We start from the raw sequence: 26083 nt of genomic DNA, 5'->3' as shown, positions 1-26083 counted from the left end.
GAGCACCCCCTGTGAACACCCGGATCCTCACCACGCTCGCCGTCGGCGGCCTGCTCGCCGCGACCGCCGCCTGCGGCGCCCAGTCCCTGAACGCCGACGACTCCGGCGCGGCGGCCTCGGCTCCGCCGGCCGTCGTGCTCGACCAGGCCCCCGCCGAGGAGAAGGCGGCCGACGTCATCAACGCCATCACCCCCGACCAGGAGCTCGCGGCCAAGGCGCCGGCGAGCCTGAAGTCGAACGGCCTCAAGGTCGTCTCCTCGATCGGCTACCCGCCCATGGAGCTGTTCGCGAGCGACGGCAAGACCGCGATCGGCTTCGACCCCGCCCTGGCGCGCGCCATCGCGAGGAAGCTCGGCGTCAAGGTGACCATCACCGACGAGGAGTTCAACTCGCAGATCCCCGGCGTGCTCACCGGCCGCTACGACTTCGTCATCTCCTCGATGAGCGACACGCCGGAACGGCAGGAGCAGGTCACGTTCGTCGACTACGTGCAGGCCGGCGCCGCGCTGCTGGTCAAGAAGGGCAACTCGGCGGGCATCACCGGGCCCGCGGACCTGTGCGGCAAGACCGTCTCCGTCGTCGACAACGGCTCCTCGATGGACCTGGCCGAGAGCTACGACGAGGCCTGCAAGAAGGACGGCAAGCCCGCCGTGGACATCCTGAAGTTCCCCGGCGACACGGAGGCCATGCTCCAGGTGAGCAACGGCCGTGCGCAGGCGAGCGTCACCGACTACGTGGTCGCCGCGTACAAGGCGGCCGACCCCAAGCTCGAGATGGAGGCGATCACCCTCGACGGCACCGCGAGCCCCTGGGGCATCGGGATGAGGCCGGACAACAAGGAGCTCATCGACTCCGTCAAGGGCGCACTGGACTCCCTCATCAAGAGCGGGGAGTACGGCAACATTCTCAAGGCCTGGAACCTGGACGCACTGGCCGTCGAGTCGGCCGTGGTCAACGGCGGTAAGTGAGGTGCGCACCGAACCCATCGTCGACGGGGCCGGCACGCCGGTCCCCGTCGCCCGAGCCTGGCACTGGGGCCGCTGGGTCGCCGCGGCGGTCGCGCTCGTGGTCGCCGGCTGGCTGGCCTACCTGGTGGTGGTCAACCCGCGCCTGGACTGGGACAAGGTCGCCGAGTATCTGTTCAACGAGCGCATCCTGTCCGGGGTCTGGGTCACCATCGAGATCTCCGTGCTGGCGACGGCCCTCGGACTGGTGCTCGGCGTCCTGGTCGCGGTCATGCGCCTGGCGCAGAATCCGGTGCTGAGCGGGCTGGCCACGTTCTACATCTGGTTCTTCCGCGGCACGCCGGTGCTGGTGCAGCTCATCTTCTGGTACAACCTCGCGTTCCTCTTCCCCGAACTGGTGCTCAAGATCCCCTTCACGGCGATCGGTCTCAAGTGGGACACCAACCAGGTGATGACCGGGTTCACCTCGGCCATGCTGGGGCTCGGGCTGAACCTGGCGGCGTACTTCGCCGAGACCGTGCGCGCCGGGATCCAGGCGGTGGACCGGGGCCAGACCGAGGCGGCGTACTCGCTGGGCATGACGCCGGCCAAGCGGATGCGGGTCATCGTGCTGCCGCAGGCACTGCGCATCATCATCCCGCCGACCGGCAACGAGTTCATCTCCATGCTGAAGACCACCTCGCTGGTGTACGTCGTCGCCGGGCACGACCTGATGACCAACGCCAGCCAGATCTACAAGGCGAACAACCGGATCATGGAGCTGCTGATCGTGGCGAGCATCTGGTACATGCTCATGACCGCTGTGGCGACGTTCCTGCAGGGGCGGCTGGAGCGCCGGTTCGGCTCCGACGCCGTACGCCTGGTGCGCGGCGGCGGGGTCGCGGCCAAGGTCCTGCCGAAGGTGGCCGCGTGAGCGCCGGCAAGGACCGCGGCGCGGCCCCGGTCGTGGTCGCGTCCGATGTCCGGATGGGCTACAACGGCGTGCAGGTGCTCAATGGGGTGAACCTCACGGTGGCCCCCGGCGAGGTGAGCTGCATCATCGGCCCGTCGGGCTCGGGCAAGTCCACGTTCCTGCGGTGCGTCAACGGTCTGGAGCCCGTGCTGGGCGGCAGCCTGCGCGTGCTCGGGGAGGAGGTCGGCCACACGCTGCGCGACGGCAGATACCACCCCTGGACTCCGAAGGAGTTCGCCGCCTTCCGCAGGAACATCGGCATGGTGTTCCAGCGGTTCAACCTGTTCGCCCACCAGAGCGCGCTGGAGAACGTCGCGTGCGGGCCCGTCCACGTGCTGGGCATGTCCCAGGACCGGGCACGGACGCTGGCGATGGAGCACCTGGACCGCGTGGGCCTGGCCGACCACGCGCACAAGCGGCCCCACCAGCTCTCCGGCGGCCAGCAGCAGCGGGTGGCCATCGCGAGGGCGCTGGCGATGAAGCCCACCCTGATGCTGTTCGACGAGCCGACCTCCGCCCTCGACCCCGAGCTGGTGGACGAGGTGCTCGAGGTCATGAAGGGCCTGGCCGCCGAGGGGATGACGATGGTCGTGGTGACCCACGAGATCGCCTTCGCCCGGGAGGTCGGCGACCGGCTGACCTTCTTCGCCGACGGCGTGGTCGTCGAGGAGGGCCGTCCCCGCGACCTTCTCGCCGCCCCGGAGCACGAGCGCACCCGCGCGTTCCTGTCCAGCGTCCAGTGAGAGTCGGCCCCTGAGGCGTTCGGCAGCCGGCCGGCGGAGTCGCCGATGGGTGGTCCACCGGCGGACCAGGACCATCCATCGGAGACGGAACGCTCGCCGCAGGCCGCAGTCGGGCCGAAAGTCCCACGATCACGGGGACTTCGGGGCGGACGCGGCGTGCCGTACGGCTCCTGTGGCAGGGCCGGTGATCGCGGTTTGCTTGAGGTGTCAAAGAGAGAGCAAAGACGCGAACACGTTGAAAGGGGCCGGTCATGGCCACCATCGAAGGGCGCAACCAGAGGAAGCACCGCCTCTACGACGCCGCTCCCGCCGCCGCGGTCACCGTCCCCGCCCCCCGCGCGCACACCGAGACGACCCCCGCCGCCGGCACCGCGCCCCGGACGACCGCCGGCCCCGCCCGGTACGCCTGGGCCGCCGCCCGCGTCGCCATCGGCTGGGTGTTCCTGTGGGCCTTCCTGGACAAGATGTTCGGCTTCGGCTTCGCCACTCCCGCCGCCAAGGCCTGGATCAACGGTGGCAGCCCCACCACCGGCTTCCTCAAGGGCACCGCCGACAACACCTTCGGCGGCCTGTTCAACACCCTCGCCGGACAACCCTGGGTCGACTGGCTGTTCATGACCGGCCTGGCCGGCATCGGCACCGCACTCATCCTCGGCATCGGCATGCGCATCGCCGCCACCACCGGCACCCTGCTCCTGCTCCTGATGTGGGCCGCCGAACTCCCCCTGACCACCAACCCCTTCATGGACGAGCACATCGTCTACGCCATCGTCCTGATCGGCCTGGCTCTGGCGGGCGCCGGCACCACCCTCGGGCTCGGCAGGGTCTGGGCCGCCACCCCGCTGGTCCGCCGCCTCCCGATCCTCAAGTAACCCCCACCGACTCCGGCGCCCACCCCCAGCCCCCTGGGGGTGGGCACCGGCATGTCCGGCCGTGCATGGGATCGGATTCCCGGGGTACGCGAGAGCGGGAGAGTGCGCTACGGGGTCCACGCGGGGCGGCGGCGGGCTGAACGCCCGTCACGTCCCGCGTGGCCCCGTTCACCTGTCGTGGACGGTGACCACGTACCCGTCAGGGTCGCTGAAGGAGAACGTCCGGCCGAACGGCCCGTCGACCGGCGCGGACACGATCGGCACCCCGGCCGCGGCGAGCTCGTCGTGGAGCCGCTGGGCGTCGTCGGCCTTGAACCACAGCGCCACCCCGAGGCCGGGACGCGGGGCCGCCTCCAGGTCGACGCCGGGCAGCGGCTCGCGCACCGCGAACGGGATGGGCGTGGTGGCGAACACCACGGCGTGCGGCGGGCCGGCGGGGTCGCGCCGCAGCCCGAGGCGCTTCTCGTAGAACGCGGCCGCGGCCCCCAGGTCGCGCACCTGCAACGCCACGAAGTCCACTCCGGTGACGGTCATGATTCCTCCGATGTCAGGGATTTGACATAGGACTGTATGTCAGAATGCTGACATGGAGCAAGAGAGCGATGGCACGGACCTCGGCCGCCTGGTGGGCTACCAGCTGAAGAGGGTTCAGGCGGCGCTGCGCTCGGCCATGGACGCCGCGCTGCGCCGCCACGACCTGACCACTCCGCAGTACGCCTGCCTGGAACTGCTCGACCAGCGGCCCGGACTGTCCAACGCCGAGCTGGCCAGGGGTGCCTTCGTCACCCGGCAGTCGATGAACGTGCTGCTCCGCAACCTGGAGGACGCCGGACTGGTCGAACGGCCGGCGTCCGCGCCGCAGGGCAGAGCCCTGCCCACCACACTCACGGCGGAAGGCAGAGCCCGGCTCGGCGCCGCGCGCGGCGACGTGCTCGAGATCGAACGGCGGATGACCGCCCACCTCGACGCGGAGCAGGCCGAGCTCCTGCTGGGCCACCTGGAGCGGATGACCGACGCCTTGAACGGCCGGGCGGCCGCCGACGCGGAACGCCGGAAGCGCTAGCGCGGCCGCCTTCCCCGGGGCCTGGCCCTCGGGATTCGCCTACTCTGACGTCAGAGTAGGGTGATGCTGGTCACGTGGTTCTCCCGGCCGACGCGCCGCCGTGCCGCGGCACCCCACGCCCCGCGTCGTGGCCACCGGGAGGCCGGGGATCCAGGGCGGCCCGCACGGGAGCTTCCTCCGCGGCGGTCCGCCGGCACCGGAGACCGCACGCGAAGAGGGAGGACGATGTCCGTCTACCGCGTCAGGATGTACAGCGGGTTTCAGCGCACCCTCACGGCCGACCGCGTCGTCGTCAACGGCGACAACGTCTGTTTCGAGAGGAGCAGGAACGGGTCCTGGGTGGCGGCGCTCCAAGTGCCGACCCAACTGGTCACCCGGGTCCGCCGACGGTGCGTCCAGGCGGACGGCACGGTGACCTGGAACATCGAGAGACCGCGGCCCAGCGCCTACTGACCGGGACGCTCATCCCCGGCCACGGCCGTCATTGCTCTCTAACCTTCCGTGAGAGTAGAGTCTGCCCCGCTTGCGGTGGGACTCCGCTTCGCCGCGTGCCGCCCATCGCAGGCGTCAACGCCACCGCACGGCCCGCCCGGCCCCTTCCCCCTCGCTGGGCGCGCCGTCGCGGTGGGATGCGGCACGCGAACTCCCGGCGAGAGGTATGGTCACCGAGGCGTTCAGCGGGCCGTGCCGCGGAACAGATCCCTCACGCGAGGGGAGACGGCGGCACCGCGCACGCGCGGCGACCGCGGGGGCAGGAAGGGTGAGCGGAGCGATGCCTGAAGGTCTGGTGCGGATCGGCGAGGTCGCCGAACGGCTCGGGCTGTCCCTGCGCACCATCCGCCACTACGAGGAGGTCCGCCTGATCGTGCCCGCCCGCACGCAGGGGGGCTTCCGCCTCTACAGCGAGGAGGACGTGCAGCGCCTGGCGCTGATCAAGCGGATGAAGCCGCTGGGTTTCACGCTGGAGGAGATGCGCGACCTGCTGGAGATCACCGACCGGCTCACCCGTGGCGACGACGACGCCGGTCTGCTCGCCCGGTTGCGGCTGTTCGAGAAGGCGGTGGCCGAACGCGCCGACAGGCTGCGCGAGCAGCTCGCGATGGCCAGGGAGTTCGCCGAGCAGCTCCGCCGCCAGCGGGTCGACGCCCCTAGGGCCGCGGCCGTCCGCGCGGCGTCCGGGTAATGGTGCGTTATACGGATACCCGCCCTCGCCTTGGGGATAGCGGGCCCTCGGCCGGCCCGCATAGCCTGCGATAAGTGACGCTCTTTCCGACCGTATGGCGTGCCGCGTGCGGAGCGTAGGAGCGCTTCTCCACGTGAGTTCCGCCCGATGGTGACCAAGGAGCACTACACGATGAACGCGCAGACCATGGACCGTATGGACGCCTCCGCGGCCGAGGCGGTCACTTCCGTGTACACGTGTCCGGTGCCGCACTCTCCTCAGGCGGTCAGCGGCGTGCGGCGACGTGCGCTCGGCGTGCTGGCGGCCTGGGGAACGCCTGAGCCCGCCGCGCAGGAGGCCATTCTGGTGATCTCCGAGATGGTCACCAACGCCGTCCTCCACGCCATGCCGCCGGCCGAGCTCCGGCTCTTCGTCTACGCCGACGGCGACCGCCCGGTCATCCGGGTCGAGGTCACCGACGCCGGGTCGGCGCCGGTGTGGCCGGGGACCGAGCCGTCTCCGGACGAGAGCGGGCGCGGCGGCGTCGTCGTCGACGCCCTCGCCATCCGGCACGGCTCCCTGACCCGTTCCTCCGGCGCCACCACGTGGTGGGCGGACCTGCCGGCCCGCTGAGCCGTACGTCCGCCTTCAGCGACGCAGGGTCTCCGAGGGAGACTCCCCGAAACGCCGGCGATAGGCGAGAGCGAACCGTCCCAGGTGGGCGAACCCCCAGCGATAGGCGACGTCGGTGACCATGGTGGTGCCCGGGTCCCGCACCGTGAGTTCGGCATGGACCCGCTCGAGGCGCACCTCCCGCAGGTAACTCATGGGCGTCGTCTCCAGATGGCGCCGGAAGCCCTCCTGAAGCGCCCGCGCGCCGACGCCCACGGCCTCGGCGATCTCCTCCACGGTGAGCGGCTCCGCGGCGTGCGCCTCGATCAGGTCCACGGCCCGCCGCACGGCCGTCGGCGCGACACGGGACTGACCTTCCGTCAGCGCCTCGCTGTAGTTGCTGGGCTGGGCCAGCAGCAACTGCGTCATCAGCAGCCCCTCCAGCTGCCTGACCGCGACGGGCTGCTCCAGCATGGCGCCGCCGGTCTCCGCCTCCCGCCTCAGCAGGTCGACGACCGAGAGCCAGGACCGTGCGGGAGGCCGGGTCAGGTCCATGCCGAGGGAGAAGGTGAGCGGCCTGCGCGGCGTCCGCCCCATGAGCTTGCCGAGGTGGGCCTCGATCGTGGCCCGGTCGAATCGGGCGACCAGCTGAGCGTGCCCGGAGGCCCAGCGCATGGACACGGGCCGCGTCAGCGACAGTACGGAGGCGAACTCGGGCGTCGACACGATCCGTTCGCGGCCGTGGCACACCTCGGCGGCGCCGACCAGAGGGATCTCGACGAGCAGGTGTTCGTCCAGCGGCTGCGGCGTGATCAGCACCTCCGTGCCGTAGCCGAGCGAGTAGAGCGCGACCCCGTCGAAGGTCAGTCCGTTGAGGCAGGCGTCGAGCCGGATGCCCGGGTCCACCGGGCGCAGCCCGTGGACGCCGAGTTCGGCACCGACCCGCGTACGGGCCTCGTCGACGTCGTGCGTGCGCATTCGCCGGTGCGTGGCGAGTGGTAGCGACTGTTCGGCCATATCGCCTCCCCGAGTTGGGCAGGCCCCCCGTTCCCGCAGGTGGCGGGCGCGAAACAAGCCTATGTGCGCGGCCACGCGGACGGAACGCGGCCGCGGTGAGAACCGGGCCGGGTGATCGCCTCGTCGGGCCTACCGGCCCATGGGAGCGGCGGGGGCGGTCGAGCCGCGCACCACGAGCTCCGTGGCGAGCTCGACGTGGTGGGACTCGATCCGTTCCCCGGCCGCCAGGCGCAGCGCCGTACGCACCGCGACGGCCCCCATCTCCCGCAGCGGCTGCCGCACGGTGGTCAGGGGCGGTGAGGCCATCCGGGCGATCTGGGTGTCGTCGAAACCGACGATGCTCAGGTCCTCCGGCACACGCAGCCCCCGCTCCCTGGCCGCCTCCAGCACGCCGAGCGCGATGTCGTCACAGCCCGCGAAGACCGCCGTGGGCGCCTCGGGCAGGTCCAGCAGCGCGGCCCCGCCCGCCAGGCCGTCGTGGTAGTGGAAGTGCCCCGTCCGTACGTACCCGGGCAGGACGGGCGCGTCCACGGCCTCCATGGCGGCCCGGTAGCCGTGCAACCGCGCCTGGTTGCAGGTCGCGGTGGTCGGGCCGCCCAGGTAGGCGACACGCCGGTGCCCCAGCGCGAGCAGGTGCTGCGTCGCGGCCAGGCCACCGGCGAAGTTCGTCGAGCCGACGCTGATCACCCGGGTCCGCGGCAGGTTCAGCGGGTCGATCACGACCAGGGGCAGCCGCGCCCGGGCCAGCGCGGCGAGCTGCCCGGAGGTCAGTTCGCCGGTGACGGCGACCAGCGCCCGCCGTCCGGCCGCGACCAGTTCGCGCGCCCACCCCGCGGTGCGGTCGGCGTTGCGCCGGATGCTCACCACGACCGCCACGTCGAGATCGGCCCCGGCCTGCACCGCACCCTGGACGATCTCGGTGGAGTACGCGTTGAGGTCCGCGTCGAACTCCACCTCGATCGTGTCGGGCGCGGGCTCGCCCCGGCGTTGCGGCGGCGCGACGTAGTCGTGCTGCTCCAGCAGCGACAGCACCAGGGAACGGGTCTCCGGCGCGACGTCGCTGCGGCCGTTCAGCACCTTCGACACGGTCGCGACCGACACCCCCGCGGAGGCCGCGACCGTGGCGAGAGTGGCCCGCCTACGACTGGGCGGCATCTGTTCCTCCCTGCTCGGGACCCGCCGCCGGGCGTACCTCCGCGGGGGTGACCAGCCGCCGGCCGCGGCCGACTTGGCGCAGCGGGCCGGTCAGCCGTACGCGGCCCCGGCACGGCAGGTCCGACGCGGAGGTTCCGACGAACACCTCGACGTCTCCGGGCTCGACGATGCGGCGCAGGTCGCGGCCGGTGAAGGCGGTCCTGTCCGCGTGCACCGCGAAGGTCGCCCGCGCGCTCTCGCCGGGCTCCAGGCGCACCCGGGCGAACCCGGCGAGCTGCCGCACCGGCCGGGTCACCTGGGCGAGCACGTCGTGCAGGTAGAGCTGGACGACCTCCTCGCCCGCCCGGCCGCCGGTGTTGCGCACGCGCACCGACACGGTGAACTCCCCGTCGGTGGGCACCTCGTCGCCGCTGATCTCCAGGTCGTCGACCTCGAACGTCGTGTAGGACGTGCCGTGGCCGAACGGGAACAGCGGCGTCGGGTCGAGGTTGCTGATGCCGTGGCTGTCGGAGCCGAGCGGCGGCTGCAGGTAGGTGCCCGGCTGTCCGCCCGGGGTCCGCGGGATCTGCACCGGCAGCTTCCCACCGGGCTGCACCCGGCCGGACAGGACGCCGGCGATGGCCGCCCCGCCCTCCTCGCCCGGCATGAACGCCTGGACGAGCGCGGCGGCCCGGTCGCGCACCCGCCCCAGCGCGTACGGCCGGCCCGACACGACGACCACCACGACCGGCGTCCCGGTGGCGGCCAGCTCGATCAGCAGGTCCTCCTGCGCCCCGGGCAGCCGCAGGTCCTCGACGTCGCAGCCCTCGCCGGAGGTGCCGTTGCCGAACAGCCCGGCCAGGTCGCCGACGACGGCCACGCACAGGTCGGACTCGCGAGCCGCCCGGATCGCGGCGTCGAAGCCGGAGCGGTCCTCGTCCCGCCAGTCGCAGCCCCGCTCGTGGACGATCTCGGCGTCCGGCAGCTCGGCCCGCAGCGCGTCGAGCAGGCTGGGGGCCTCCAGGCCCAGCCCGAGCCCGGGGTAGCGGGGCAGCACGTGGTTGGGGAAGGCGTAGCAGCCCATGAACGTGCGGGGGTCGTCGGCGCAGGGCCCGACCACCGCCAGCCGCCGCGGTCCGGTCCGCCCCTCGTCCAGCAGCGGCAGCGCGGTTCCGGCGTCGAGCAGCACGATCGACCGCTCGGCCAGCTCCCGGGCCAGCGCCCGGTTGTCCGGCGAGTCGAGGTCCACGGCGTCCGCGCCGGCCACCGACTTCTCCGGCGTCCAGTCCGGGTCGAGCAGCCCGAGCTCCACCTTCTGCGTGAGCAGGCGGCGCGCGGCCCGGTCGATCAGCGACTCCGGCAGCTCACCCCGCCGCACCCGCTCGGCCAGGTGCTGGCCGAAGCCGAGCGTGTCGGGCAGTTCGACGTCGAGGCCCGCGGTCAGCGCGAGCACCCCGGCCTCCTCGTGGTCCGCGGCGACCTGGTGCATCTTCGCGAGGAACGCGATCGCCCAGTAGTCCGACACGACCGTCCCGGTGAACCCCCACTCGTCGCGCAGCACCTCGGTCAGCAGCCACGGGTCGGCGGCGGCGGGGACGCCGTCCACGTCGGAGTAGGAGTTCATGACCGAACGGGCGCCGCCCTCGGCGATGGCGGTCTCGAACGTCGGCAGGATCATGTCCATCAGCTCGCGCCTGCCCATGGGCACCGGGCCGTGGTTGCGGGCCGCGCGGGAGGCGGAGTAGCCGGCGAAGTGCTTGAGCGTGGCGATGACCCCGGCGCGCTCCAGGCCGCGCACGTAGGCGGCGCCGAGCGTCGCGACGAGGTACGGATCCTCGCCGATCGTCTCCTCGACCCGGCCCCAGCGGTAGTCGCGCACCACGTCCAGCACCGGCGACAGTCCCTGGTGGACGCCCACGGCGCGCATGTCCCGCCCGATGGCGGAGGCCATCCGCTCCACCAGTTCGGGGTCGAACGTCGCACCCCAGGCGATGGCGGCCGGGTAGACGGTCGCTCCATAAGTGGTGAAACCGGTCAGGCACTCCTCGTGAACCAGCGCCGGGATGCCGAGGCGGGAGTGCTTCACCACCTCCTGCTGCAGCCGCACGACCTCCGCCGCGCCCTGCGCCGCGGTCACCGGAGTGCTGCCGAAAACCCGCGTCAGATGCCCGAGACCGTGACGTGCCGCCTCCTCGATCGGCACCGTTCCGGCGGCGGCGAAAACGTCCTGCATCGGGGCGACGTTGTGCGCGCCGTCAGGCTCCACCTCCTGCTCGGGCTGCATGTCGTTCCCGATCCACCGGCTGCCGAGCTGGCCGATTTTCTCCTCAAGGGTCATTTCCGCGAGGAGGGCCTCGACCCGGTCGGCCACGGGAAGTGCCGGGTCCTGCCACGCCCGGAGCGTCCCGTCCGCCGTGTGCGTCCGATCTGGGGCCGTCATCTGCTCTCCTCAAGAAGTTTCGAAACATTTCGGCGTCTGCGGCGATTTCGGTCTCGTTGTTTCAGTCTGATCAAGATCACCCGGTAGACGCCTGTTCGCCGGTACTTTACACACGCCTCACGCTGAGCTGGAGGGGTCGTGAGAGCGCTCTTGACACTGAGGTACCGCAAATCTAGATTGGCGTGCCACGCGGCTTGTGTCGAAATGTTTCGAAACGAGCTGAATTCAAGAAGGAGTGGACAGTGGCACCGGGGTGCCGATCCACATCGCCCCCCGCCGCGTCCGAGTCGTTTTCAATGAGCCGCGGCCAGCCTCGGCATTCGACGTACGGAGATCAGCGTGGAGTCCAGGACACCATCCCGCCGCAACTTCCTCAGCCTTTCGATGGGCCTTCCCCTCGGTGCCGCGTTAGCGGCCTGCGGCACGTCCGGCCCGGCTCCGTCCGGCGGAGGTGCCTCGGGCGGCGCCGCCGGCGGCAACGGCGGCGGCGGGGGCAAGGCCAGCTACTGGTTCCTCCAGGGCCCGCCCGGTGAGGCCCCCCGCACCGCGGCCGTCGAGCGGTTCAACAAGGCCAACCCCAACGGCCAGATCGCGATCACCACGATCCAGAACGACGCGTACAAGACGAAGATCAAGACCGCGATCGGCGCGAACCAGGCGCCCACCATCATCTGGGGCTGGGGCGGCGGCGGTCTGCGCAGCTACGTGCAGGCCGGCCAGGTCGAGGACCTCACCTCGTGGTTCGGCGAGAACGCCGCCGTGAAGGACCGGCTGTTCCCCGGCGCCTTCGGCGCCGCGACGATCGACGGCAAGATCTACGCGATGCCCTGCGAGACCGTGCAGCCGATCGTGCTGTTCTACAACAAGAGGGTCTTCGAGAAGGTCGGCGTCCAGCCGCCGCAGTCGTACGGCGACATCCTAGAGCTGGTGAAGAAGTTCAACGCCGCGGGGATCGCGCCCTTCTCGCTGGCCGGCCAGTCGCGCTGGACGAACATGATGTGGCTGGAGTTCCTCTTCGACCGCATCGGCGGTCCCGAGGTGTTCCAGGCCGTCTTCGACGGCGAGAAGGACGCCTGGAACAACCCCGCCTCCATCGAGGCCCTGACCAAGATGCAGGAGCTCATCAAGGCCAACGGCTTCATCAAGGGCTTCTCCTCCGTCACCGCCGACTCCAACGCCGACCAGGCGCTGCTGTACACCGGCAAGGCCGCGATGATGCTGCACGGCAGCTGGTCGTACGGCATCCAGCAGGAGCAGGGCGGCGACATCGTCTCCAGCGGCGGCCTCGGCTGGATGAACTTCCCGGGTGTCGACGGCGGCAAGGGCGACCCGAGCAACACCGTCGGCAACCCCGGCCAGTACCTGTCGATCTCCTCCAAGGCGACGCCCGAGGAGAAGGAGATCGCCAAGAAGTTCTTCGCCAGCGGCGTGCTCGACGACGAAGAGCAGAAGCAGTGGGTCGAGACCGGCGGCGTGCCGATCGTCAAGGGCTCCGACAAGCTGTTCGCCGGCTCCAAGGACGCCGAGTTCCTGAACTTCGTCTACGGCGTCGCCAGCAACGCGAAGGTTTTCGCCCAGTCGTGGGACCAGGCGCTCAGCCCGACCGCGGCCGAGGTGCTGCTCGACAACATCGCCAAGCTGTTCCAGCTGTCGATCACGCCGCAGCAGTTCGCCTCGAACATGAACGCGGTCATCGGTAAGTAAACATGTCGGCTATCTCCGCTCGAAGGACGTCGTCCGCCGCCGCCACGCGCGGCGGCGGCGTCCTGCCATGGCTGGCCCTGCCGGCCCTGGTGGCCTTCGCCGTTTTCGCGCTGATTCCGCTCATCGGGGTCCTGCTGCTCAGCTTCACGTCCTGGGACACGCTGGGCGAGATCCAGCTGACCGGGCTCGAGAGCTGGAAATCCGTACTCACCGACCCCGGCCTGCCCCACGCGCTGTGGGTGACGTTCCTGATCATGCTGCTCTCCTGGGCCTTCCAGACCCCGGCCAGCATCCTGATCGGGGTGTTCCTGGCGGGCCGCCAGCGCTACCGCGAGCTGCTCGCGGTGCTGTACTTCATCCCGCTGCTGCTCAGCTCCGCGGCCATCGCGATCACCTTCAAGGCGCTGCTCGACCCGAACTTCGGGCTCGGCGCCGGGCTGGGCCTCGACTTCCTCACCCAGGACTGGCTCGGCGAGCCCGGCCTCGCCTTCGGCGTCGTGATCTTCGTGGTGTCGTGGCAGTACATCCCGTTCCACTCGCTCCTCTACCAGGGCGGCGTTCGGCAGATTCCGCGTTCGCTCTACGAGGCCGCGGAGCTGGACGGGGCGGGGCGCGTCCGCATGTTCTTCAGCATCACGCTGCCGCAGCTCAAGTACACGATCATCACGTCCTCGACGCTGATGCTCGTCGGCTCCCTGACCTTCTTCGACCTGATCTTCGTGCTGACCGAGGGCGGTCCCGGCGACGCAACCCGCGCGCTCGCCCTGGACATGTACAAGCGCGGCTTCCAGGCCAACCTCATGGGAGCGGCCTGTGTGATCGGTGTCATCCTCGTCCTCGTGGGCCTCGCTCTGGCGCTGCTGCTACGCCGTATCGGCGGCCGCGACCCCTACGCCAGTCAGTTGGAAGGGGTCTGACCGTGACCACGACCCACACCTCGAGGGCGGCCAAGCGCCCCGCCACGTCCGGGGCGCACGGACGCCATCCGGCGAAGAGCCGGCAGCGCCCGAACTGGCTGGGTGGGCTGGTGAGCTGGCTGTGGCTGGCCGTGGTGATCATCCCGATCTACTGGATCGTGGTCACCAGTCTGAAGACGCAGTCCAACTACTACTTGACCAACCCGTTCGCGCCACCCGCCGATCCGACGCTGGACAACTACCGGCTCGTGATCGAGATGGACTTCCCGCTGTACTTCCTGAACAGCATCGTCGTCGCCATCGGCACGGTGATCCCGTCGGTGCTGTTCTCGTTCATGGCGGCGTACGCGATCGTCCGGAGCAGTGGCGCCAACCGCTTCCTGCGCGGGGTCAACTCGCTGTTCCTCATGGGCCTGGCCATCCCCCTGCAGGCGACGGTGATCCCCGTCTACCTGCTGATCATCAAGATGCAGCTCTACGACTCGCTGACGGCGCTGATCCTGCCGTCGATCGCCTTCGCGATCCCGCTGTCGGTGCTGGTGCTGTCCAACTTCATCAGGGACGTGCCGAAGGAGCTGTTCGAGTCGATGCGGCTCGACGGCGCGACCGAGTGGAAGACGCTGTGGGGCCTGGCCTTCCCCCTCACGCGGCCCGCCGTGGTGACGGTGTCGATCTACAACGCGTTGCAGGTCTGGAACGGGTTCCTGCTGCCGCTGATCCTCACCCAGAGCCCCGACAAGCGCACGCTGCCGCTGGCGCTGGCGGCGTTCCAGGGGGGACCGTACGGCGTCAACGTGCCCGCCGTGCTCGCCTCCGTCGTGCTGACCATCCTGCCGATGCTGATCCTCTACACGGTCGGCCGCCGTCAGCTGCTCAGCGGTCTGACCGCCGGTTTCGGCAAGTAGGCCGGGCAGCGGTCTCACTCTCCGCCGTACAGGCGGCCCAGGTCGGCGAGTTCGACGTCGGGCCGTCTGTCGGCGAAGCGGACGAGGCAGGGGAACTCGTCGACTGTCAGCGGCTTGTGCCCTCGTCCCTCACAGGGTCTTGAACGGGCGTCTTTCCGGGGCTACGCTCACGCCAAAACTATTAGGAAACTTTCCTAAGCGAAGGGAAGGCCACGCGACCGGCCGTCGTGTCACCCGACGCCTCCTCGCGGACGCCGATCGGCACCCCGGAAGGACGGCATTGATGAAGAAACGGCTGCTCAGCGCGTTGTTGCTCGCGCTGGGTCTCTGTCTGGCAGGGGTCGGGACCGGCCCCGTCCCCGCGTCGGCGCGGTCCGGCGCCGTCCTCGCGTACGCGGCCTGGGCGCCGAACACCTGGTACGCCGTGGGCACACGGGTGACCTACAACGGCACCGACTACGAGTGCATCCAGGCGCACACCTCGCTGACGGGGTGGGAGCCGCCCATCGTCCCCGCGCTGTGGAAGCCGCTCGCGGGCGGGGGCGGCGACACCACGGCTCCGAGCGTCCCGGCCGGCCTGCGGGTGACCGGCACCACCTCCGGCAGCGTGTCGCTCGCATGGAACGCCTCGACCGACGACGTCGGCGTGACCGGCTACCAGGTCTACCGTGGCTCGCAGCTCGTCACGACCGTGGCGGGGACGACGTACACCGACGGCGGCCTGGCCTCGGGCACCACGTACACGTACACGGTCAGGGCACGGGACGCGGCGGGCAACGTGTCGGCGGCGAGCTCCGCCGTCTCGGCCACTACCGGCGCGGGCACCGGCACCCCCGGGCAGCCCGGCGCCCCCAGCGTGACCGGCAGCACCGACACGTCGATCTCACTGTCGTGGACCGCCTCCGGCGGGACCGTGACGGGCTACCGCGTCTACGAGGGCACGACCCAGCGGGCCCAGGTCACCGGCACCACCGCGACGATCGGCTCGCTCGGCGTCTGCACCACGCACACCTACACCGTCAGGGCGTACAACTCTGCGGGCGAGTCCGCGGCGAGCGCCGCCGTCACCGGCACCACCACCGGGTGCTCCTCGGGCGGGGCGCTGCCCAGGCACATCCTCACCGGCTACTGGCACAACTTCGTCAACCCGGCGGTCGAGCTCAAGCTGTCGCAGGTGCCGCGGGACTACGACGTGGTCGCGATCGCGTTCGGCGAGGCGACCACCACGCCGGGCCAGGTGAGGTTCGCCCTCGACCCCGGCCTGTCCACCGCCGTCGGCGGCTACACCGAGGCCCAGTTCAAGACCGACGTGCAGGCGCTGCGGCAGCGCGGCCAGAAGGTCATCCTCAGCGTCGGCGGGGAGGCGGGCCACGTGCAGGTGGCCGGTTCGGCGGCGGCCACGGCGTTCGCGAACTCGGTCTACTCGATCATGCAGACCTACGGGTTCGACGGCGTCGACATCGACCTGGAGAACGGCCTCAACGCCACCTACATGGCCCAGGCGCTGCGCGAACTGCGGGCGAAGGCGGGCTCCGGGCTGATCATCATGATGGCTCCGCAGACCATCGACATGCAGTCGACCGGCATGGAGTATTTCAAGCTCGCGCTGAGCGTCAAGGACATCCTCACCGTCGTCAACATGCAGTACTACAACTCCGGCGCGATGCTCGGATGCGACCAGAGGGTCTACAGCCAGGGGTCGGTGGACTTCATGACCGCGCTGGCGTGCATCCAGCTGGAGAACGGCCTGCGCCCCGACCAGGTCGGCCTCGGCCTGCCCGCGGGCCCCGGCGCGGCGGGCGGCGGCGTCGTCTCGCCGGCCACGGTCACCAACGCGCTGAACTGCCTGGCTCGGCGCACCAACTGCGGCTCGTTCGTCCCGTCGCGGACCTACCCGGACATCCGCGGCGCGATGACCTGGTCGATCAACTGGGACGCCTCGAACAACTGGAACTTCTCCAGGACCGTCAAGCCGTTCCTCGCCACCCTGCCCTGACGCCCTTCCGGACACGTGGACGCCCCGTACGCGAGTACGGGGCGTCCTTTTTCGCGGTGTCAGGCGTAGAGGAACCAGAAGTTGCCCCCGCCGGTTCCCCATTCGCAGCGGAACGAGGTCCACCAGCCCCACTGGATGCCGAGGTTGCCACCGTTGTAGCAGTCCGCCTGGTAGTAGTAGGCGTACCGGATGCTCTCGGCGTGCGCGGGCGCCGTGCCGACGGAGACCAGGCCGGCGGTCAGGGCCGCGGAGACGAGTAGAGCCCGTACCGTACGCATGCGATCCTCCCGGGATAGACGCCCACAGGGCGAGCGGCACCCGCACGATCGCATCGGCGATCAGGGGCGGCCAGGGGCGCCGGGAGAGCGCCGTCCCCGACCTGCTCGCCCAGCGGGACACCACTGAAAGCTTCACGACCCCCGCTTCCGTCGCGTCCGGCGGAGGGTCCTCGTACGACCATCCCACCGGTCTTCGCGCAGCACTCCAGGTCGAGCTGCGCGTTCTGTCGTCGCCTGGTGCGATGATCGGCGGCAGTGCACGGGACGCTGCCCCGCCTCTTCGCGGAGCTGAGCGGCCTCGGCGAGGCGGTGCGGAAGGTCCGGGACTGGGATCCCACGACGGTTGAGATCGTGTGCCGGCCGTCCGGGGAGTACGAACTGGTCGCGTTCGCGGACGCGATCACCAACCTGCGTGGACTGGGTGGCGGCTTTCAGGCCGTCCTGGACCCGAGCTACCGGCTGCCTCCGTCCGGTTGAGAACAGGAGGAGAGCCCGGCCGCCCCGGCGGGCGATCCGGACCTGGCGGTGACACGGTTCCGCGCGTACATGGAGCGGCGGGCCGCGATCTTGGGACGGTCCGAACCCCTGCCGCCGCCCGCGTCGGCCGCCGCACTCGACCGGGCGGAGCGCCGCATCGGCCGGCCGCTGCCCGCCGACCTGCGTGCGCTGTATCTGATCGCGAACGGCGACGCCGTCGACCACGAGCACCGCCACCTGCTCGGAGGCGACGCCTGGCTGGCGCTGGAGGACCTGGTCGCCGTCCACGCCGCCCTGCGCGAACCGGTCTGGTTCGGCTGGGACCTGGGGTGGACCTGGCCCCGGCCGGGAACGGCCGCCCGGACCAGGTCATCCGCGTCGGCCGCGACTACGACGAGTGTCCGTCGTACGTCGCCGACTCCGTGACCTCGCTGCTCGGCCGCCAACTGGAACTGCTGGAACAGGGCGCCTACGAGAAGCACGACGACGACATCGAACTGCTGGAGCCCGAGCCGAGGCGGCACTCCGAGAGGATCGTCGGCGAGATCCCCGGCGAGGTTCCGGCCGGCCTCCAGGCCATCCATGTCAACGACGCGGCGAGCCCGGTCGATCTGGCCCCGCTCACCGGCGCCGCGAACCTGCGGCTGCTGCACCTCAACCGCTCCGTCACCACGGATCTGGCACCGGTTCGCCGGCTGCCTGTCAAGTCTCTGCGCGTCACCCTGGACGGCGGCGACCTGACCCCGCTCGAAGGCCACCGCCACCTGACCTCCCTGGAGCTGGGGACCACCACCCCGATCGAGATCGGCCCGTTGCGCACCGTCCCGAACCTGCGCGGCCTCGACCTCTCCCGGGCCGTCGTCCGCGACCTGGCCGTCGTGGCCGACCTGCCCGACCTGCGCTACCTGGCCCTCACCGCGCGGCAGTGGACCGCCCTGCTCGACGAGGGCAAGGCGCCGCCCACTCTCGCGGCCGCCCGCCTGACGGACGACGACGCATCCCTCGCCGAGGCGCTGACCTGGGCGGCCCGCCTCGGCCTCGACACCGGGGGCGCGCTGCGCACCGCCGGCAGCCTCCCCATGTGACGCAGGCCGTTTCTTCAGAGAGCGACGGTTTCTTCAGAGAGCGACGGTGCGGAAGCCGGCGTTGGCCATGGAGGAGTCGGGGGTGTTCGACGAGCGCGCCGAGTTGCGGTAGCGGTTGCAGTAGGAGTCGTGGCACAGGAACGAGCCGCCGCGCAGCACCCGCGCACCGCCGCGCGACGGGCCGCGCGGGTCTGCCGAGGGCGAGTAGACGTAGTAGTCGGGGGCGTACCAGTCCGCGCACCACTCCCAGACGTTGCCGACCGTCTGCCACAGCCCGTACGCGTTGGGCTCGTACGTCCGGACCGGGGCGGTCGTGAGATACCCGTCGTCCAGGGTGTTGTCCGTGGGGAACACGCCCTGCCAGATGTTGACCCGCCAATCGGCCCCGGGAAGGTCACCGTGCAGGTCGTCTCCCCAGGGGTAGCGGGCGCCGTCGAGGCCGCCCCGGGAGGCGAACTCCCACTCGGCCTCGGTCGGCAGCCGCCTGCCCGCCCAGGAGCAGTACGCCATCGCGTCGTTCCAGCTCACGTGGACCACCGGGTGGTCGGGCTCGGCCTGCGACAGCCGCCCGGCGGGGTGCCGCCAGTCGGCGCCGCGCACGCCGGCCCACCAGGGCGTGCCGGGCGCCGGGCCCATCACGTCGTCCGGGTGAGCGCGCATCGCCAGGTGGAAGACGGCGGAGAAGCCGTACTCCTCCGCCTCGGTGCGGTAGCCGGTCGCCTCGGCGAAGGCCGCGAAGTCCGCGACCGTCACGGTCGTGGCGTCGATCGAGAACGGCGCCACGGTGACCGCGTGCACGGGCCCCTCGCCGTCGCCGGGGTTGCCGTCGCCGGTCGCGTCCCCCATGCGGAACTCACCGCCGGGCAGGCGCACCTGCTCGATCCCGTGGAGCCCGTGCGCCGTGAAGCGGACCGGCTCCAGCGGCTGCCCGGGCGTGGCGGGCGTGCAGCAGCTTCCCGACATGGTCAGATTCCCTCCGGCACCGGCTGGCTCGGGTGCGGCTCGTCGCCGAGGGCCGCCTGGGCGTGCCACATGCGGACCTTCATCTCCTCGCGGATCTCGCGGTAGGCCGGGTCGTCGTAGACGTTGCGCAGCTCCTCCGGGTCGGCCTCCAGGTCGTACAGCTCCCATTCGCCCGGATAGGTGAACGCGCCCGTGCCGGGGATGCCCATGCCGTCGTTGTAGAAGTAGATGATCTTGTAGCGATCGGTCCGGTAGCCGTAGTGGGCCGGCGCCTTGTGGAAGACGTCGTCGTGCTCCCAGTAGCGGTAGTACATGCCCTCCGCCGGCGGCGGGCCCGGCTCGCCGGTCAGGTCGGCGAGGAAGCTGCGGCCCTGCATCCGGGGGTGGTGCGGCACCCCGGCCGCGTCCAGCACGGTCTGCGCGAAGTCGACGTTGGTGACGATCCCGGTGTGCGCCTGGCCGGCCGGGATGCGCCGCGGATAGCTCAGCACGAGCGGCATCCGCAGCGACTCCTCGTACATGAACCGCTTGTCGAACCACCCGTGGTCGCCGAGGAAGAAGCCCTGGTCGGAGCAGTACATCAGCAGCGTGTCGTCGAAGTCGCCGCGCTCGCGCAGCCAGTCGACCACCCGGCCGACGTTGTCGTCGACCGACGCGACGACGGCCAGGTAGTCCTCCATGTAGCGCTGGTACTTCCACAGCGCCAGTTCCTCGTACGACAGCCCCTCGGGCGGGTCCTGCTTGAGGTCCTCGGCGTTCAGATGCTCGGCGATCCGCATGGCCGCCCGCCGGGCCGACGACGAGCGCGTCGCGTAGTCGTCGCCGAACGTCGCGGGCACCGGGATGGGGTCGGTGTACATCCCGGCGTGCTTGTCGTCGGGCTCCCACGGGCGGTGCGGCGCCTTGTGGTAGATCAGCAGGCAGTACGGATCGTCGCCGTCGAGTGAATCCGCCCAGCTCAGCGCCATGTCCGTGATGAGGTCCGTGGCGTAGCCGGGGACGGTCCGCAGGCCCTCCTCCGACAGGAACGAGGGGTCGAAGTACTCCCCCTGCTCGATCAGCACGTCCCAGTAGTCGAACCCCTGGGGGTTGTGCCCCGGGCCGTCCCCCATGTGCCACTTGCCGACGATCGCCGTCCGATACCCCGCGGCCTTCAACTGGCTCACGAACGTCGGCTGCGCCGCGTCGATCGGCGTGACCAGCGTCGACACGCCGTTGACGTGCGAATATGTGCCGGTCAGGATGCTGGCCCGGCTCGGCGAGCACAGCGCGTTCGTCGCGAAGCAGTTGTCGAACCGGACGCCGAGGTCCGCGATCTCGTCGATCCGCGGCGTCCGGTTGACGACCGAGCCGTACGCGCTGACCGCGTGCGACGCGTGGTCGTCGGTGAGGATCATGACGATGTTCGGGCGCCCGCTCATCGGTAGGTCGCCTCGTCCAGCCCGCTCAGAGTGGGGTCGTACGACACCTCGCCGACGTCGTACATCGAGGTCATCCAGTGGTAGAAGTTGTCGCCCCGGTCGCGCAGCACCTCGTAGAGCCGCCGCATGAGCCGCCCGCGCACCTCCGCCATCTCGGGATGGTTGTAGACGTTGAGCAGTTCGTCCGGGTCGGTGAACAGGTCGTACAGCTCGTTGGTCGAGTCGGGGTTGACGACCAGCTTGTAGCGGTCGGTCCGGATCATCCGCTGCGGGTACGGGAAGTGGTGCCCGTGGAACTCGCAGACGATGTCCTGCTCCCACGGCACCTCGTGGGTGGAGGCGAGCGGCACGAGGCTGCGCGAGTCGACCGCCGGGGCGGTGTCGATCCCGGCCAGCTCCAGGATCGTCGCCGTGCAGTCCAGCAGGCTGACGAACTCGGTACGGACGACGCCGGGCTCCTGGCCGGGGATCCGCAGCAGGCCGGGCGTGCGGTAGATGTCCTCGTACATCGCCGGGCCCTTGTCGTGCAGCCGGTGGGCGCCGGTGAACTCGCCGTGGTCGCAGGTGAAGAACACCGCCGTGTCGTCGTTCAGGCCGAGGCGCCGCATGGCGTCCATGACCCGCCCGATCTCCATGTCGATGAGCGCGACGTAGCCCCAGTAGACCGCGATGAGCTTGCGCGTCACCTCCAGCGGCATGGTGTCGAACGTCCAGTGCGCGCTGTAGTTGGCCTGCACCGGCGGCTTGCCGGCGAAGGTCTCGGCGATCGATTTGGGCAGCTCGACCAGTTCGGGGTCGAACATGTCGAAGTACTCGTCCGGCACGATGTACGGCAGGTGCGGGCCGAAGAAGTTGAGCTGCAGGAAGAACGGCTTCGGGTCGGCGGCGTACCGCTCCAGCATCTCGATCGCCCGGGTGGCGAGGTAGTGCTCGAACGTCGCCTCGACCGGCTGGCGCAGCCGCGCGGCGAGCAGGTTGCCCGGCCCGCCGTTCGGCAGCGTCCCGCGGATGCGGTCGTGGATCTCGTAGGGCGGCAGGTCGTTCGCCTTGAGATAGTCCAGGTAGTCGGGGTGGTCCACGGGATTGTGCCACCCCGGCAGGTCCGGCCCTTCGAACCCGAAGTCGGCCGCCCGCCGGTGGTGGCCGACGTGCCATTTGCCGATGAGCCCGCAGTTGTACCCGGCGTCGCGCAGGGCCTCCGAGAAGGCCCACTGGCCGTCGGGCAGGTCCTCGATGTAGCCGACGTTCCTCTCGTGGTTGGCGAGCAGCTTGTGCCGGAACGGCGCCTGCCCGGTGAGCAGGCTCGCCCGGGCCGGCGTGCAGATCGCGGTGGGGGTGTACCAGCGGTCGAACCTGGTCCCGGTCCGGGCCAGCTCGTCCAGCACCGGGGTGGCCGCGAGGCGGTTGCCGTACGCGCCCAGGGTGTCGGCCCGGTGCTGGTCGGTCATCAGGAACAGAATGTTCACTTGGCCGCGCCCGTGAACAGGTCGCCGGTGTAGTACGTCTTCGGGTCCACGGCCGAGGGCAGCTTGCCGGCGCCGACGAAGTAGTCGCCCATCCCGCTCAGCCACTTCTCGATCGTGCCGTCCTTGCTGTAGCCGTCCAGGTCGGCGAGCGACAGCACCTTGGAGTTGGCGGCGTCGGCCTTGACCTGGTCGGCCGGGAGCTTCAGCATCTCGGCGGTCGCGGCCACGGTCTCGTCGAGGTGCTCGCTGCGGTACTGGATGGCGTCGCGCAGCACCCCGATGACCTTCTCGGTCTTGTCCTTCTCGCCCGCGACGACGTCGTTGCCGCCGACGAACGCGGTCGGGAACGACACGGTGTCGGCGAAGTCCTCGTTCTTGGCCAGCTCGACCAGGTCGGGGACGGTCTTCTTGATCGTCGAGATGGCCGGGTACCAGAAGCCGGCCGCGTCGATCTGCTTGGAGGTGAACGCCGACACGATCGTGGACGCGTCCATCGGGACGATCTTCACGTCGTCCTTGGTCAGCCCGGCCTTCTTCAGCGCGAGCGTGAGGATCATGTCGCCGGAGGTGCCCTCGGGCACGCCGATCGTCTTGCCCTTCAGGCCCTCCAGCGAGGTGATGCCGGCCTGGGCGATGACGCGGTCGGCGTTGCCGAGCGTGTTCAGCGCGACGACCTTGGCCTTGCCGGAGGCGGGCAGCCACATGGCGCCGGGGCCGATGTAGCCGAAGTCGAGGTCGCCGGTGCCCAGCGCCTGGATCTGCAGCGGGCCGTTGGTGAACACGCTGACCTTGGCGTCGAGGCCGTGCTTCTTCCACAGGCCCTGCTTGTCGGCGACGGCGAGCAGGCTCGCGCCGTTGAAGTCGGCGATGTAGCCGAAGTCCACGTGCGTCGTGCCGCCGCCCGAGGCGCTCGAGTCGCCGGAGTCGTCCGACCCGCAGGCGGCCGCCGACAGCGCCACGACGACCGCCGCGGCGGCCAGGAATGTCTTCTTCATTGCGCGGGCTCCTTGATCTGCCGCTGGTGGTACACCGCATGCCAGACGCGGTTGCGCAGCGCCCCGAACTCGGGGCTCAGCCGCATGTCCTCGTCCCGCGGATAGGGGAGGTCGACCTCGATGACCTCGGCGATCCGGCCCGGCCGGGCGGCCATGACGACCACCCGGTTGGCGAGGAACACCGCCTCGTCGACGTCGTGGGTGATGAACATGACCGTCCGCCGCTCCTTGCTCCACGTCTCCAGGAGCTGCTCCTGCAGCCGCACCCGGGTCAGCGCGTCCAGCGCGCCGAAGGGCTCGTCCATGAGCAGGATCGACGGGTTCACCGCGTACGCCCGGGCGATCGCGCAGCGCTGCTTCATGCCGCCCGACAGCGTCTTGGGCAGCGCGTCGGCGAACTGCTCCAGCCCGACCAGGCGGATGAAGTGCTCGGCGCGCTCCCGCCGGTCCTGCTTGGGGACCTTCGCGGTGCGCATGCCGAACTCGACGTTCTCCCGGACGGTCAGCCACGGGAACAACGCGTACTGCTGGAAGATGACGCCGCGCTCGGGGCCGGGGCCGGTGACCGGCCTGCCGTCCACCAGCGCGGTGCCGCCGGTGGGCTGCTCCAGCCCGGCGAGGATGTTGAGCAGCGTGCTCTTGCCGCAGCCGGAGGGGCCGACGACGGTCACGAACTCGTTGTCGGCGATGTCCAGCGAGACGCCGCCGAGCGCGACGAACGGCTCCCTCCCGACGGGGAAGACCTTCTCGACACCACGTACGGAGATCTTGGGAGTGCTCATCGGTTCTCCTGCCATGCCGTCAGCTTGTTGCCGGCGATCATGAGCAGCCGGTCCATGATCAGGCCGAGGACCCCGATCGCGATGATGCCGACGAAGATCGTCGGAAGGTCGTAGTAGAGCTGCGCGCTCTGCATCCGGTGACCGAGCCCGGCCTGCGCGGCCAGGAGCTCCGCGGCCACCAGGGTGCCCCAGGCCGAGCCGAGCCCGACCCGCATGCCCACGAGGATGAACGGCGTGGAGGCCGGCACCACGACGCGGCCGAAGATGGTCCCGTCGCCCGCGCCGAGCACCCGCGCGGCGTTGATCAGCGTCTTGTCCACGTTCACCACGCCCTGGTAGGTGGAGATGACGCAGGACAGGAACGCTGCCAGGAAGATGACGAAGATCTTGGGGCTTTCACCGATGCCCATCAGGACGAGCACCAGGGGCAGCATCGCCAGCGGCGGGATCGTGCGGAAGAACTGGATCCACGGCTCGAACAGGCCGCGGGCCACGGTGTACCACCCCATGACGAAGCCGACGATCACCGCCGCGACCGAGCCGAGGGCGAACCCGGCCAGCACGCGCCCGAGTGAGGCGCCCACGTCGGTGGCGAGCGTGCCGTCCTTGATCATCTTCCAGGCGGCCGCGACGACCTCGCCCGGCGTGGGGAACTGGAGTCCCGCCAGGGACAGCCCCCACCAGATCGCGATTCCGGCCACGATCGAGATGATGTTGAGGACCAGGAAGGTCCTGTTCTTGCGCGGCCGGGCGGGGGCGTTGCCGTCCCTCGTGGCGCCCGCGGTGGTCACGGCCACTAAAGGCCTCCGTCCGTCGTGACGTTCGCTTCGTATCCGGCGAGCAGGGGGGACTCGTGGAACAGGGCCGCGATGGCCCCGCGCGCGCCGCCGTCGTCCGACAGCAGGGCGGGGCGGATCACGGGCGCCGCGTCGGTCCACCACGACAGCTCGTAGGTGACCGTGTCCGCGACCTGCCGCAGCAGGGCCGGAGCGATCTGGATGATCTCGCCGCCGAGCACGATCTCGTCCGGGTTGAGGGTCATGACCGCCGTGCCGAGCACCCGGCCGACCGTCGTGCCGGCCTCGCGGAGCACCTGGTCGACGACCGGGTGGGCGATCTCCACCGCGGCCTTCAGGTCCTCCAGCGTGTCCACGGGCACGCCGAGCTCCCGGCACCGCGCGAGGATCGCCGGCGCCGACGCGACGGTCTCGACGCAGCCCCGCTTGCCGCAGCGGCACTGCGCGCCGCCGGCCACGGCGGTCACGTGGCCGAGCTCGCCCGCGAAGCCCCGCGAGCCGCGCACCAGCTGGCCCCCCACCACAAGCCCGCCGCCGACCCCGTCGGACAGGCGCAGGTAGATGAGATCGCGCACGGAGTCCGACTGGGCGTGCAGCGCCTCGGCCAGCCCGGCGAAGCGCACGTTGTTGTCGACGGTCACCGCGGCGTGGAAGCGCTGGGCGAACACCTCCGCGACGCCGTCGGCCCGCGAGCGGTCGCCCCACCCCGGGACGCCGATCCCGATCGCCTGCAGCGCGCCGTAGTGGACGCCGGTCTCCGCGCTCAGCCGGTCGATCAGGGCGAGCCCGGCGTCGAGACGCTCGGGCCACTGCGCCGACTCCTCGTAGCGCGCGGTCCCGGACGCGATGATCTCGTGCGCGGCGTCGGCCACCAGGACGTTCACCCGGCGATGGCCGAAGTCGACGCCCATGTACTGCCCGGAGGCCGGGTCGAGCGCGAGCCGCTCGGCCGGCCGGCCGCTGCCCACGCGCTCCACGGCGTCGGTGTCGACGACGCGGATGGCACCCCGGCCGAGCAGATCGCTGGTGATCTCGGAGACCGTGGTGCGTGACAGGCCGACCCGGGCCGCGATCTCGTTGCGGCTCTGCGCGCCGTTCTGGCGGAGCACGCGCAGCACCCGCTCCTCATGAGAGCGGCGCACGAGGGCGTGCACGCCGTTGGGGGTCGTTGACACGCTGGCAACCTAAGGTTCGTCTGTTTTTTACGTCAACCATCCGACAAAAAGAATCGGTAAATTCGTCCGGGACCCTGACGAAACCTCTGACCAGCGTGGACACCCCCCGGCAAGCTCGCAGGCATCCTGCCGCATCCGCCGGTGCCTTTCTGTGACAGGTGG

27 protein-coding genes are annotated in these 26083 nt (G+C 70.6%); 15 read left to right on the top strand and 12 right to left on the bottom strand.

Annotated elements, in window-relative coordinates; genetic code table 11:
- Window positions 1-11: 11 nt before the first annotated feature.
- From HHX30_RS21485 to HHX30_RS21470, 4 genes are all read left to right on the top strand, one after another.
- Window positions 12-968: an ABC transporter substrate-binding protein gene (locus tag HHX30_RS21485; protein ID WP_169983753.1), complete on the top strand. Its 957-nt coding sequence runs from the start codon at window positions 12-14 to the stop codon at window positions 966-968.
- Window position 969: 1 nt separating this feature from the next.
- Window positions 970-1878, top strand: a complete 909-nt coding sequence (locus HHX30_RS21480; protein WP_169983752.1) for an amino acid ABC transporter permease — start codon at window positions 970-972, stop codon at window positions 1876-1878.
- A gap of 53 nt (window positions 1879-1931) precedes the next feature.
- Complete coding sequence (locus tag HHX30_RS21475; protein WP_169983829.1) at window positions 1932-2660, top strand: amino acid ABC transporter ATP-binding protein; 729 nt, start codon at window positions 1932-1934, stop codon at window positions 2658-2660.
- Window positions 2661-2911: 251 nt separating this feature from the next.
- Window positions 2912-3532, top strand: coding sequence for a hypothetical protein (locus HHX30_RS21470; RefSeq protein WP_169983751.1), 621 nt, complete (start codon window positions 2912-2914; stop codon window positions 3530-3532).
- A gap of 168 nt (window positions 3533-3700) precedes the next feature.
- Here the strand turns inward: HHX30_RS21470 and HHX30_RS21465 are convergent, their stop codons facing one another.
- Entirely contained in the window at window positions 3701-4066 is a 366-nt protein-coding gene (locus HHX30_RS21465) for a VOC family protein (protein ID WP_169983750.1), read from the bottom strand.
- Between the two features lie 52 nt (window positions 4067-4118).
- Between HHX30_RS21465 and HHX30_RS21460 the strand changes: the two genes are divergently transcribed.
- From HHX30_RS21460 to HHX30_RS21445, 4 genes are all read left to right on the top strand, one after another.
- Window positions 4119-4595, top strand: a complete 477-nt coding sequence (locus HHX30_RS21460) for a MarR family winged helix-turn-helix transcriptional regulator (protein ID WP_169983749.1) — start codon at window positions 4119-4121, stop codon at window positions 4593-4595.
- A 225-nt stretch (window positions 4596-4820) separates the two neighbouring features.
- A complete protein-coding gene (locus HHX30_RS21455; RefSeq protein WP_169983748.1) occupies window positions 4821-5048 on the top strand; it encodes a hypothetical protein in 228 nt (75 codons plus the stop codon).
- Window positions 5049-5367: 319 nt separating this feature from the next.
- Window positions 5368-5778, top strand: coding sequence for a MerR family transcriptional regulator (locus tag HHX30_RS21450; protein ID WP_169983747.1), 411 nt, complete (start codon window positions 5368-5370; stop codon window positions 5776-5778).
- Window positions 5779-5949: 171 nt separating this feature from the next.
- A complete protein-coding gene (locus HHX30_RS21445) occupies window positions 5950-6390 on the top strand; it encodes an ATP-binding protein (protein WP_211592306.1) in 441 nt (146 codons plus the stop codon).
- A gap of 15 nt (window positions 6391-6405) precedes the next feature.
- On the opposite strand, the gene HHX30_RS21440 is transcribed toward HHX30_RS21445, so the two are convergent.
- The 3 genes from HHX30_RS21440 to HHX30_RS21430 all read right to left on the bottom strand — a co-directional run bounded on the left by HHX30_RS21440 (window position 6406) and on the right by HHX30_RS21430 (window position 10960).
- Entirely contained in the window at window positions 6406-7347 is a 942-nt protein-coding gene (locus HHX30_RS21440; RefSeq protein WP_211592305.1) for an AraC family transcriptional regulator, read from the bottom strand.
- Between the two features lie 168 nt (window positions 7348-7515).
- Entirely contained in the window at window positions 7516-8541 is a 1026-nt protein-coding gene (locus HHX30_RS21435; protein ID WP_169983745.1) for a LacI family DNA-binding transcriptional regulator, read from the bottom strand.
- The gene (locus HHX30_RS21430; RefSeq protein ID WP_169983744.1) at window positions 8525-10960 is read right to left on the bottom strand and encodes a glycoside hydrolase family 3 N-terminal domain-containing protein; all 2436 of its coding nucleotides are present in this window, start codon (window positions 10958-10960) and stop codon (window positions 8525-8527) included. The genes HHX30_RS21435 and HHX30_RS21430 overlap by 17 nt, the downstream gene beginning before the upstream one ends.
- Window positions 10961-11299: 339 nt before the next feature.
- On the opposite strand from HHX30_RS21430, the gene HHX30_RS21425 reads away from it, so the two are divergent.
- From HHX30_RS21425 to HHX30_RS21410, 4 genes are all read left to right on the top strand, one after another.
- A complete protein-coding gene (locus tag HHX30_RS21425) occupies window positions 11300-12664 on the top strand; it encodes an extracellular solute-binding protein (protein WP_310741759.1) in 1365 nt (454 codons plus the stop codon).
- Between the two features lie 2 nt (window positions 12665-12666).
- The gene (locus HHX30_RS21420; protein WP_169983743.1) at window positions 12667-13581 is read left to right on the top strand and encodes a carbohydrate ABC transporter permease; all 915 of its coding nucleotides are present in this window, start codon (window positions 12667-12669) and stop codon (window positions 13579-13581) included.
- 2 nt (window positions 13582-13583) lie between these two features.
- Complete coding sequence (locus tag HHX30_RS21415) at window positions 13584-14486, top strand: carbohydrate ABC transporter permease (RefSeq protein WP_169983742.1); 903 nt, start codon at window positions 13584-13586, stop codon at window positions 14484-14486.
- Window positions 14487-14769: 283 nt separating this feature from the next.
- Window positions 14770-16482, top strand: coding sequence for a fibronectin type III domain-containing protein (locus tag HHX30_RS21410; RefSeq protein WP_169983741.1), 1713 nt, complete (start codon window positions 14770-14772; stop codon window positions 16480-16482).
- 59 nt (window positions 16483-16541) lie between these two features.
- Here the strand turns inward: HHX30_RS21410 and HHX30_RS21405 are convergent, their stop codons facing one another.
- Window positions 16542-16760, bottom strand: a complete 219-nt coding sequence (locus tag HHX30_RS21405; RefSeq protein ID WP_169983740.1) for a hypothetical protein — start codon at window positions 16758-16760, stop codon at window positions 16542-16544.
- Between the two features lie 255 nt (window positions 16761-17015).
- On the opposite strand from HHX30_RS21405, the gene HHX30_RS21400 reads away from it, so the two are divergent.
- The 3 genes from HHX30_RS21400 to HHX30_RS21390 are packed head-to-tail and all read left to right on the top strand — an operon-like array spanning window position 17016 to window position 18322.
- Window positions 17016-17237 carry a hypothetical protein gene (locus HHX30_RS21400; RefSeq protein WP_169983739.1) on the top strand — a complete coding sequence of 74 codons (222 nt, stop codon included), beginning with the start codon at window positions 17016-17018 and terminating at the stop codon, window positions 17235-17237.
- Between the two features lie 48 nt (window positions 17238-17285).
- On the top strand, window positions 17286-17663 hold the full coding sequence (locus HHX30_RS21395; protein ID WP_169983738.1) for an SMI1/KNR4 family protein: 378 nt from the start codon (window positions 17286-17288) through the stop codon (window positions 17661-17663).
- Window positions 17567-18322 (top strand): hypothetical protein, encoded by a 756-nt coding sequence (locus HHX30_RS21390; protein WP_169983737.1) that lies wholly within the window; start codon window positions 17567-17569, stop codon window positions 18320-18322. The genes HHX30_RS21395 and HHX30_RS21390 overlap by 97 nt, the downstream gene beginning before the upstream one ends.
- A gap of 33 nt (window positions 18323-18355) precedes the next feature.
- Here HHX30_RS21390 and HHX30_RS21385 read toward each other — a convergent pair whose 3' ends face one another.
- Genes HHX30_RS21385 through HHX30_RS21355 form a run of 7 tightly spaced genes read right to left on the bottom strand, consistent with a single transcriptional unit; the run spans window position 18356 to window position 25921 of the window.
- A complete protein-coding gene (locus tag HHX30_RS21385; protein WP_169983736.1) occupies window positions 18356-19285 on the bottom strand; it encodes a formylglycine-generating enzyme family protein in 930 nt (309 codons plus the stop codon).
- Window positions 19286-19287: 2 nt separating this feature from the next.
- The gene (locus tag HHX30_RS21380) at window positions 19288-20706 is read right to left on the bottom strand and encodes a sulfatase (RefSeq protein WP_169983735.1); all 1419 of its coding nucleotides are present in this window, start codon (window positions 20704-20706) and stop codon (window positions 19288-19290) included.
- Entirely contained in the window at window positions 20703-22172 is a 1470-nt protein-coding gene (locus HHX30_RS21375; protein ID WP_311922680.1) for a sulfatase-like hydrolase/transferase, read from the bottom strand. The genes HHX30_RS21380 and HHX30_RS21375 overlap by 4 nt, the downstream gene beginning before the upstream one ends.
- On the bottom strand, window positions 22169-23167 hold the full coding sequence (locus HHX30_RS21370) for an aliphatic sulfonate ABC transporter substrate-binding protein (RefSeq protein ID WP_169983733.1): 999 nt from the start codon (window positions 23165-23167) through the stop codon (window positions 22169-22171). Before HHX30_RS21370 ends, HHX30_RS21375 begins: the two co-directional genes overlap by 4 nt.
- Entirely contained in the window at window positions 23164-23949 is a 786-nt protein-coding gene (locus HHX30_RS21365; RefSeq protein ID WP_211592304.1) for an ABC transporter ATP-binding protein, read from the bottom strand. Before HHX30_RS21365 ends, HHX30_RS21370 begins: the two co-directional genes overlap by 4 nt.
- On the bottom strand, window positions 23946-24746 hold the full coding sequence (locus HHX30_RS21360; RefSeq protein WP_169983731.1) for an ABC transporter permease: 801 nt from the start codon (window positions 24744-24746) through the stop codon (window positions 23946-23948). The genes HHX30_RS21365 and HHX30_RS21360 overlap by 4 nt, the downstream gene beginning before the upstream one ends.
- A complete protein-coding gene (locus HHX30_RS21355) occupies window positions 24746-25921 on the bottom strand; it encodes an ROK family transcriptional regulator (protein ID WP_211592303.1) in 1176 nt (391 codons plus the stop codon). Before HHX30_RS21355 ends, HHX30_RS21360 begins: the two co-directional genes overlap by 1 nt.
- Window positions 25922-26083 lie beyond the last annotated feature (162 nt).

The sequence above is a fragment of the Microbispora sp. H10836 genome (assembly GCF_012999525.1).
Taxonomy (GTDB): Bacteria; Actinomycetota; Actinomycetes; order Streptosporangiales; family Streptosporangiaceae; genus Microbispora.
The sequence above is the reverse complement of the archived record's forward strand: the minus strand, read 5'-3'. Positions and strand labels throughout refer to the sequence as shown.

Excerpts from the sequence above, each read along its gene's own strand:
- HHX30_RS21475 (WP_169983829.1), top strand. The coding sequence starts at position 1,932 with ATGGGCTACAACGGCGTGCAGGTGCTCAATGGGGTGAACCTCACGGTG.
- HHX30_RS21470 (WP_169983751.1), top strand. The coding sequence starts at position 2,912 with ATGGCCACCATCGAAGGGCGCAACCAGAGGAAGCACCGCCTCTACGAC.
- HHX30_RS21465 (WP_169983750.1), bottom strand. The coding sequence starts at position 4,066 with ATGACCGTCACCGGAGTGGACTTCGTGGCGTTGCAGGTGCGCGACCTG.
- HHX30_RS21460 (WP_169983749.1), top strand. The coding sequence starts at position 4,119 with ATGGAGCAAGAGAGCGATGGCACGGACCTCGGCCGCCTGGTGGGCTAC.
- HHX30_RS21455 (WP_169983748.1), top strand. The coding sequence starts at position 4,821 with ATGTCCGTCTACCGCGTCAGGATGTACAGCGGGTTTCAGCGCACCCTC.
- HHX30_RS21450 (WP_169983747.1), top strand. The coding sequence starts at position 5,368 with ATGCCTGAAGGTCTGGTGCGGATCGGCGAGGTCGCCGAACGGCTCGGG.
- HHX30_RS21445 (WP_211592306.1), top strand. The coding sequence starts at position 5,950 with ATGAACGCGCAGACCATGGACCGTATGGACGCCTCCGCGGCCGAGGCG.
- HHX30_RS21440 (WP_211592305.1), bottom strand. The coding sequence starts at position 7,347 with ATGCGCACGCACGACGTCGACGAGGCCCGTACGCGGGTCGGTGCCGAA.
- HHX30_RS21435 (WP_169983745.1), bottom strand. The coding sequence starts at position 8,541 with ATGCCGCCCAGTCGTAGGCGGGCCACTCTCGCCACGGTCGCGGCCTCC.
- HHX30_RS21430 (WP_169983744.1), bottom strand. The coding sequence starts at position 10,960 with ATGACGGCCCCAGATCGGACGCACACGGCGGACGGGACGCTCCGGGCG.
- HHX30_RS21420 (WP_169983743.1), top strand. The coding sequence starts at position 12,667 with ATGTCGGCTATCTCCGCTCGAAGGACGTCGTCCGCCGCCGCCACGCGC.
- HHX30_RS21410 (WP_169983741.1), top strand. The coding sequence starts at position 14,770 with ATGAAGAAACGGCTGCTCAGCGCGTTGTTGCTCGCGCTGGGTCTCTGT.
- HHX30_RS21405 (WP_169983740.1), bottom strand. The coding sequence starts at position 16,760 with ATGCGTACGGTACGGGCTCTACTCGTCTCCGCGGCCCTGACCGCCGGC.
- HHX30_RS21385 (WP_169983736.1), bottom strand. The coding sequence starts at position 19,285 with ATGTCGGGAAGCTGCTGCACGCCCGCCACGCCCGGGCAGCCGCTGGAG.
- HHX30_RS21380 (WP_169983735.1), bottom strand. The coding sequence starts at position 20,706 with ATGAGCGGGCGCCCGAACATCGTCATGATCCTCACCGACGACCACGCG.
- HHX30_RS21370 (WP_169983733.1), bottom strand. The coding sequence starts at position 23,167 with ATGAAGAAGACATTCCTGGCCGCCGCGGCGGTCGTCGTGGCGCTGTCG.
- HHX30_RS21365 (WP_211592304.1), bottom strand. The coding sequence starts at position 23,949 with ATGAGCACTCCCAAGATCTCCGTACGTGGTGTCGAGAAGGTCTTCCCC.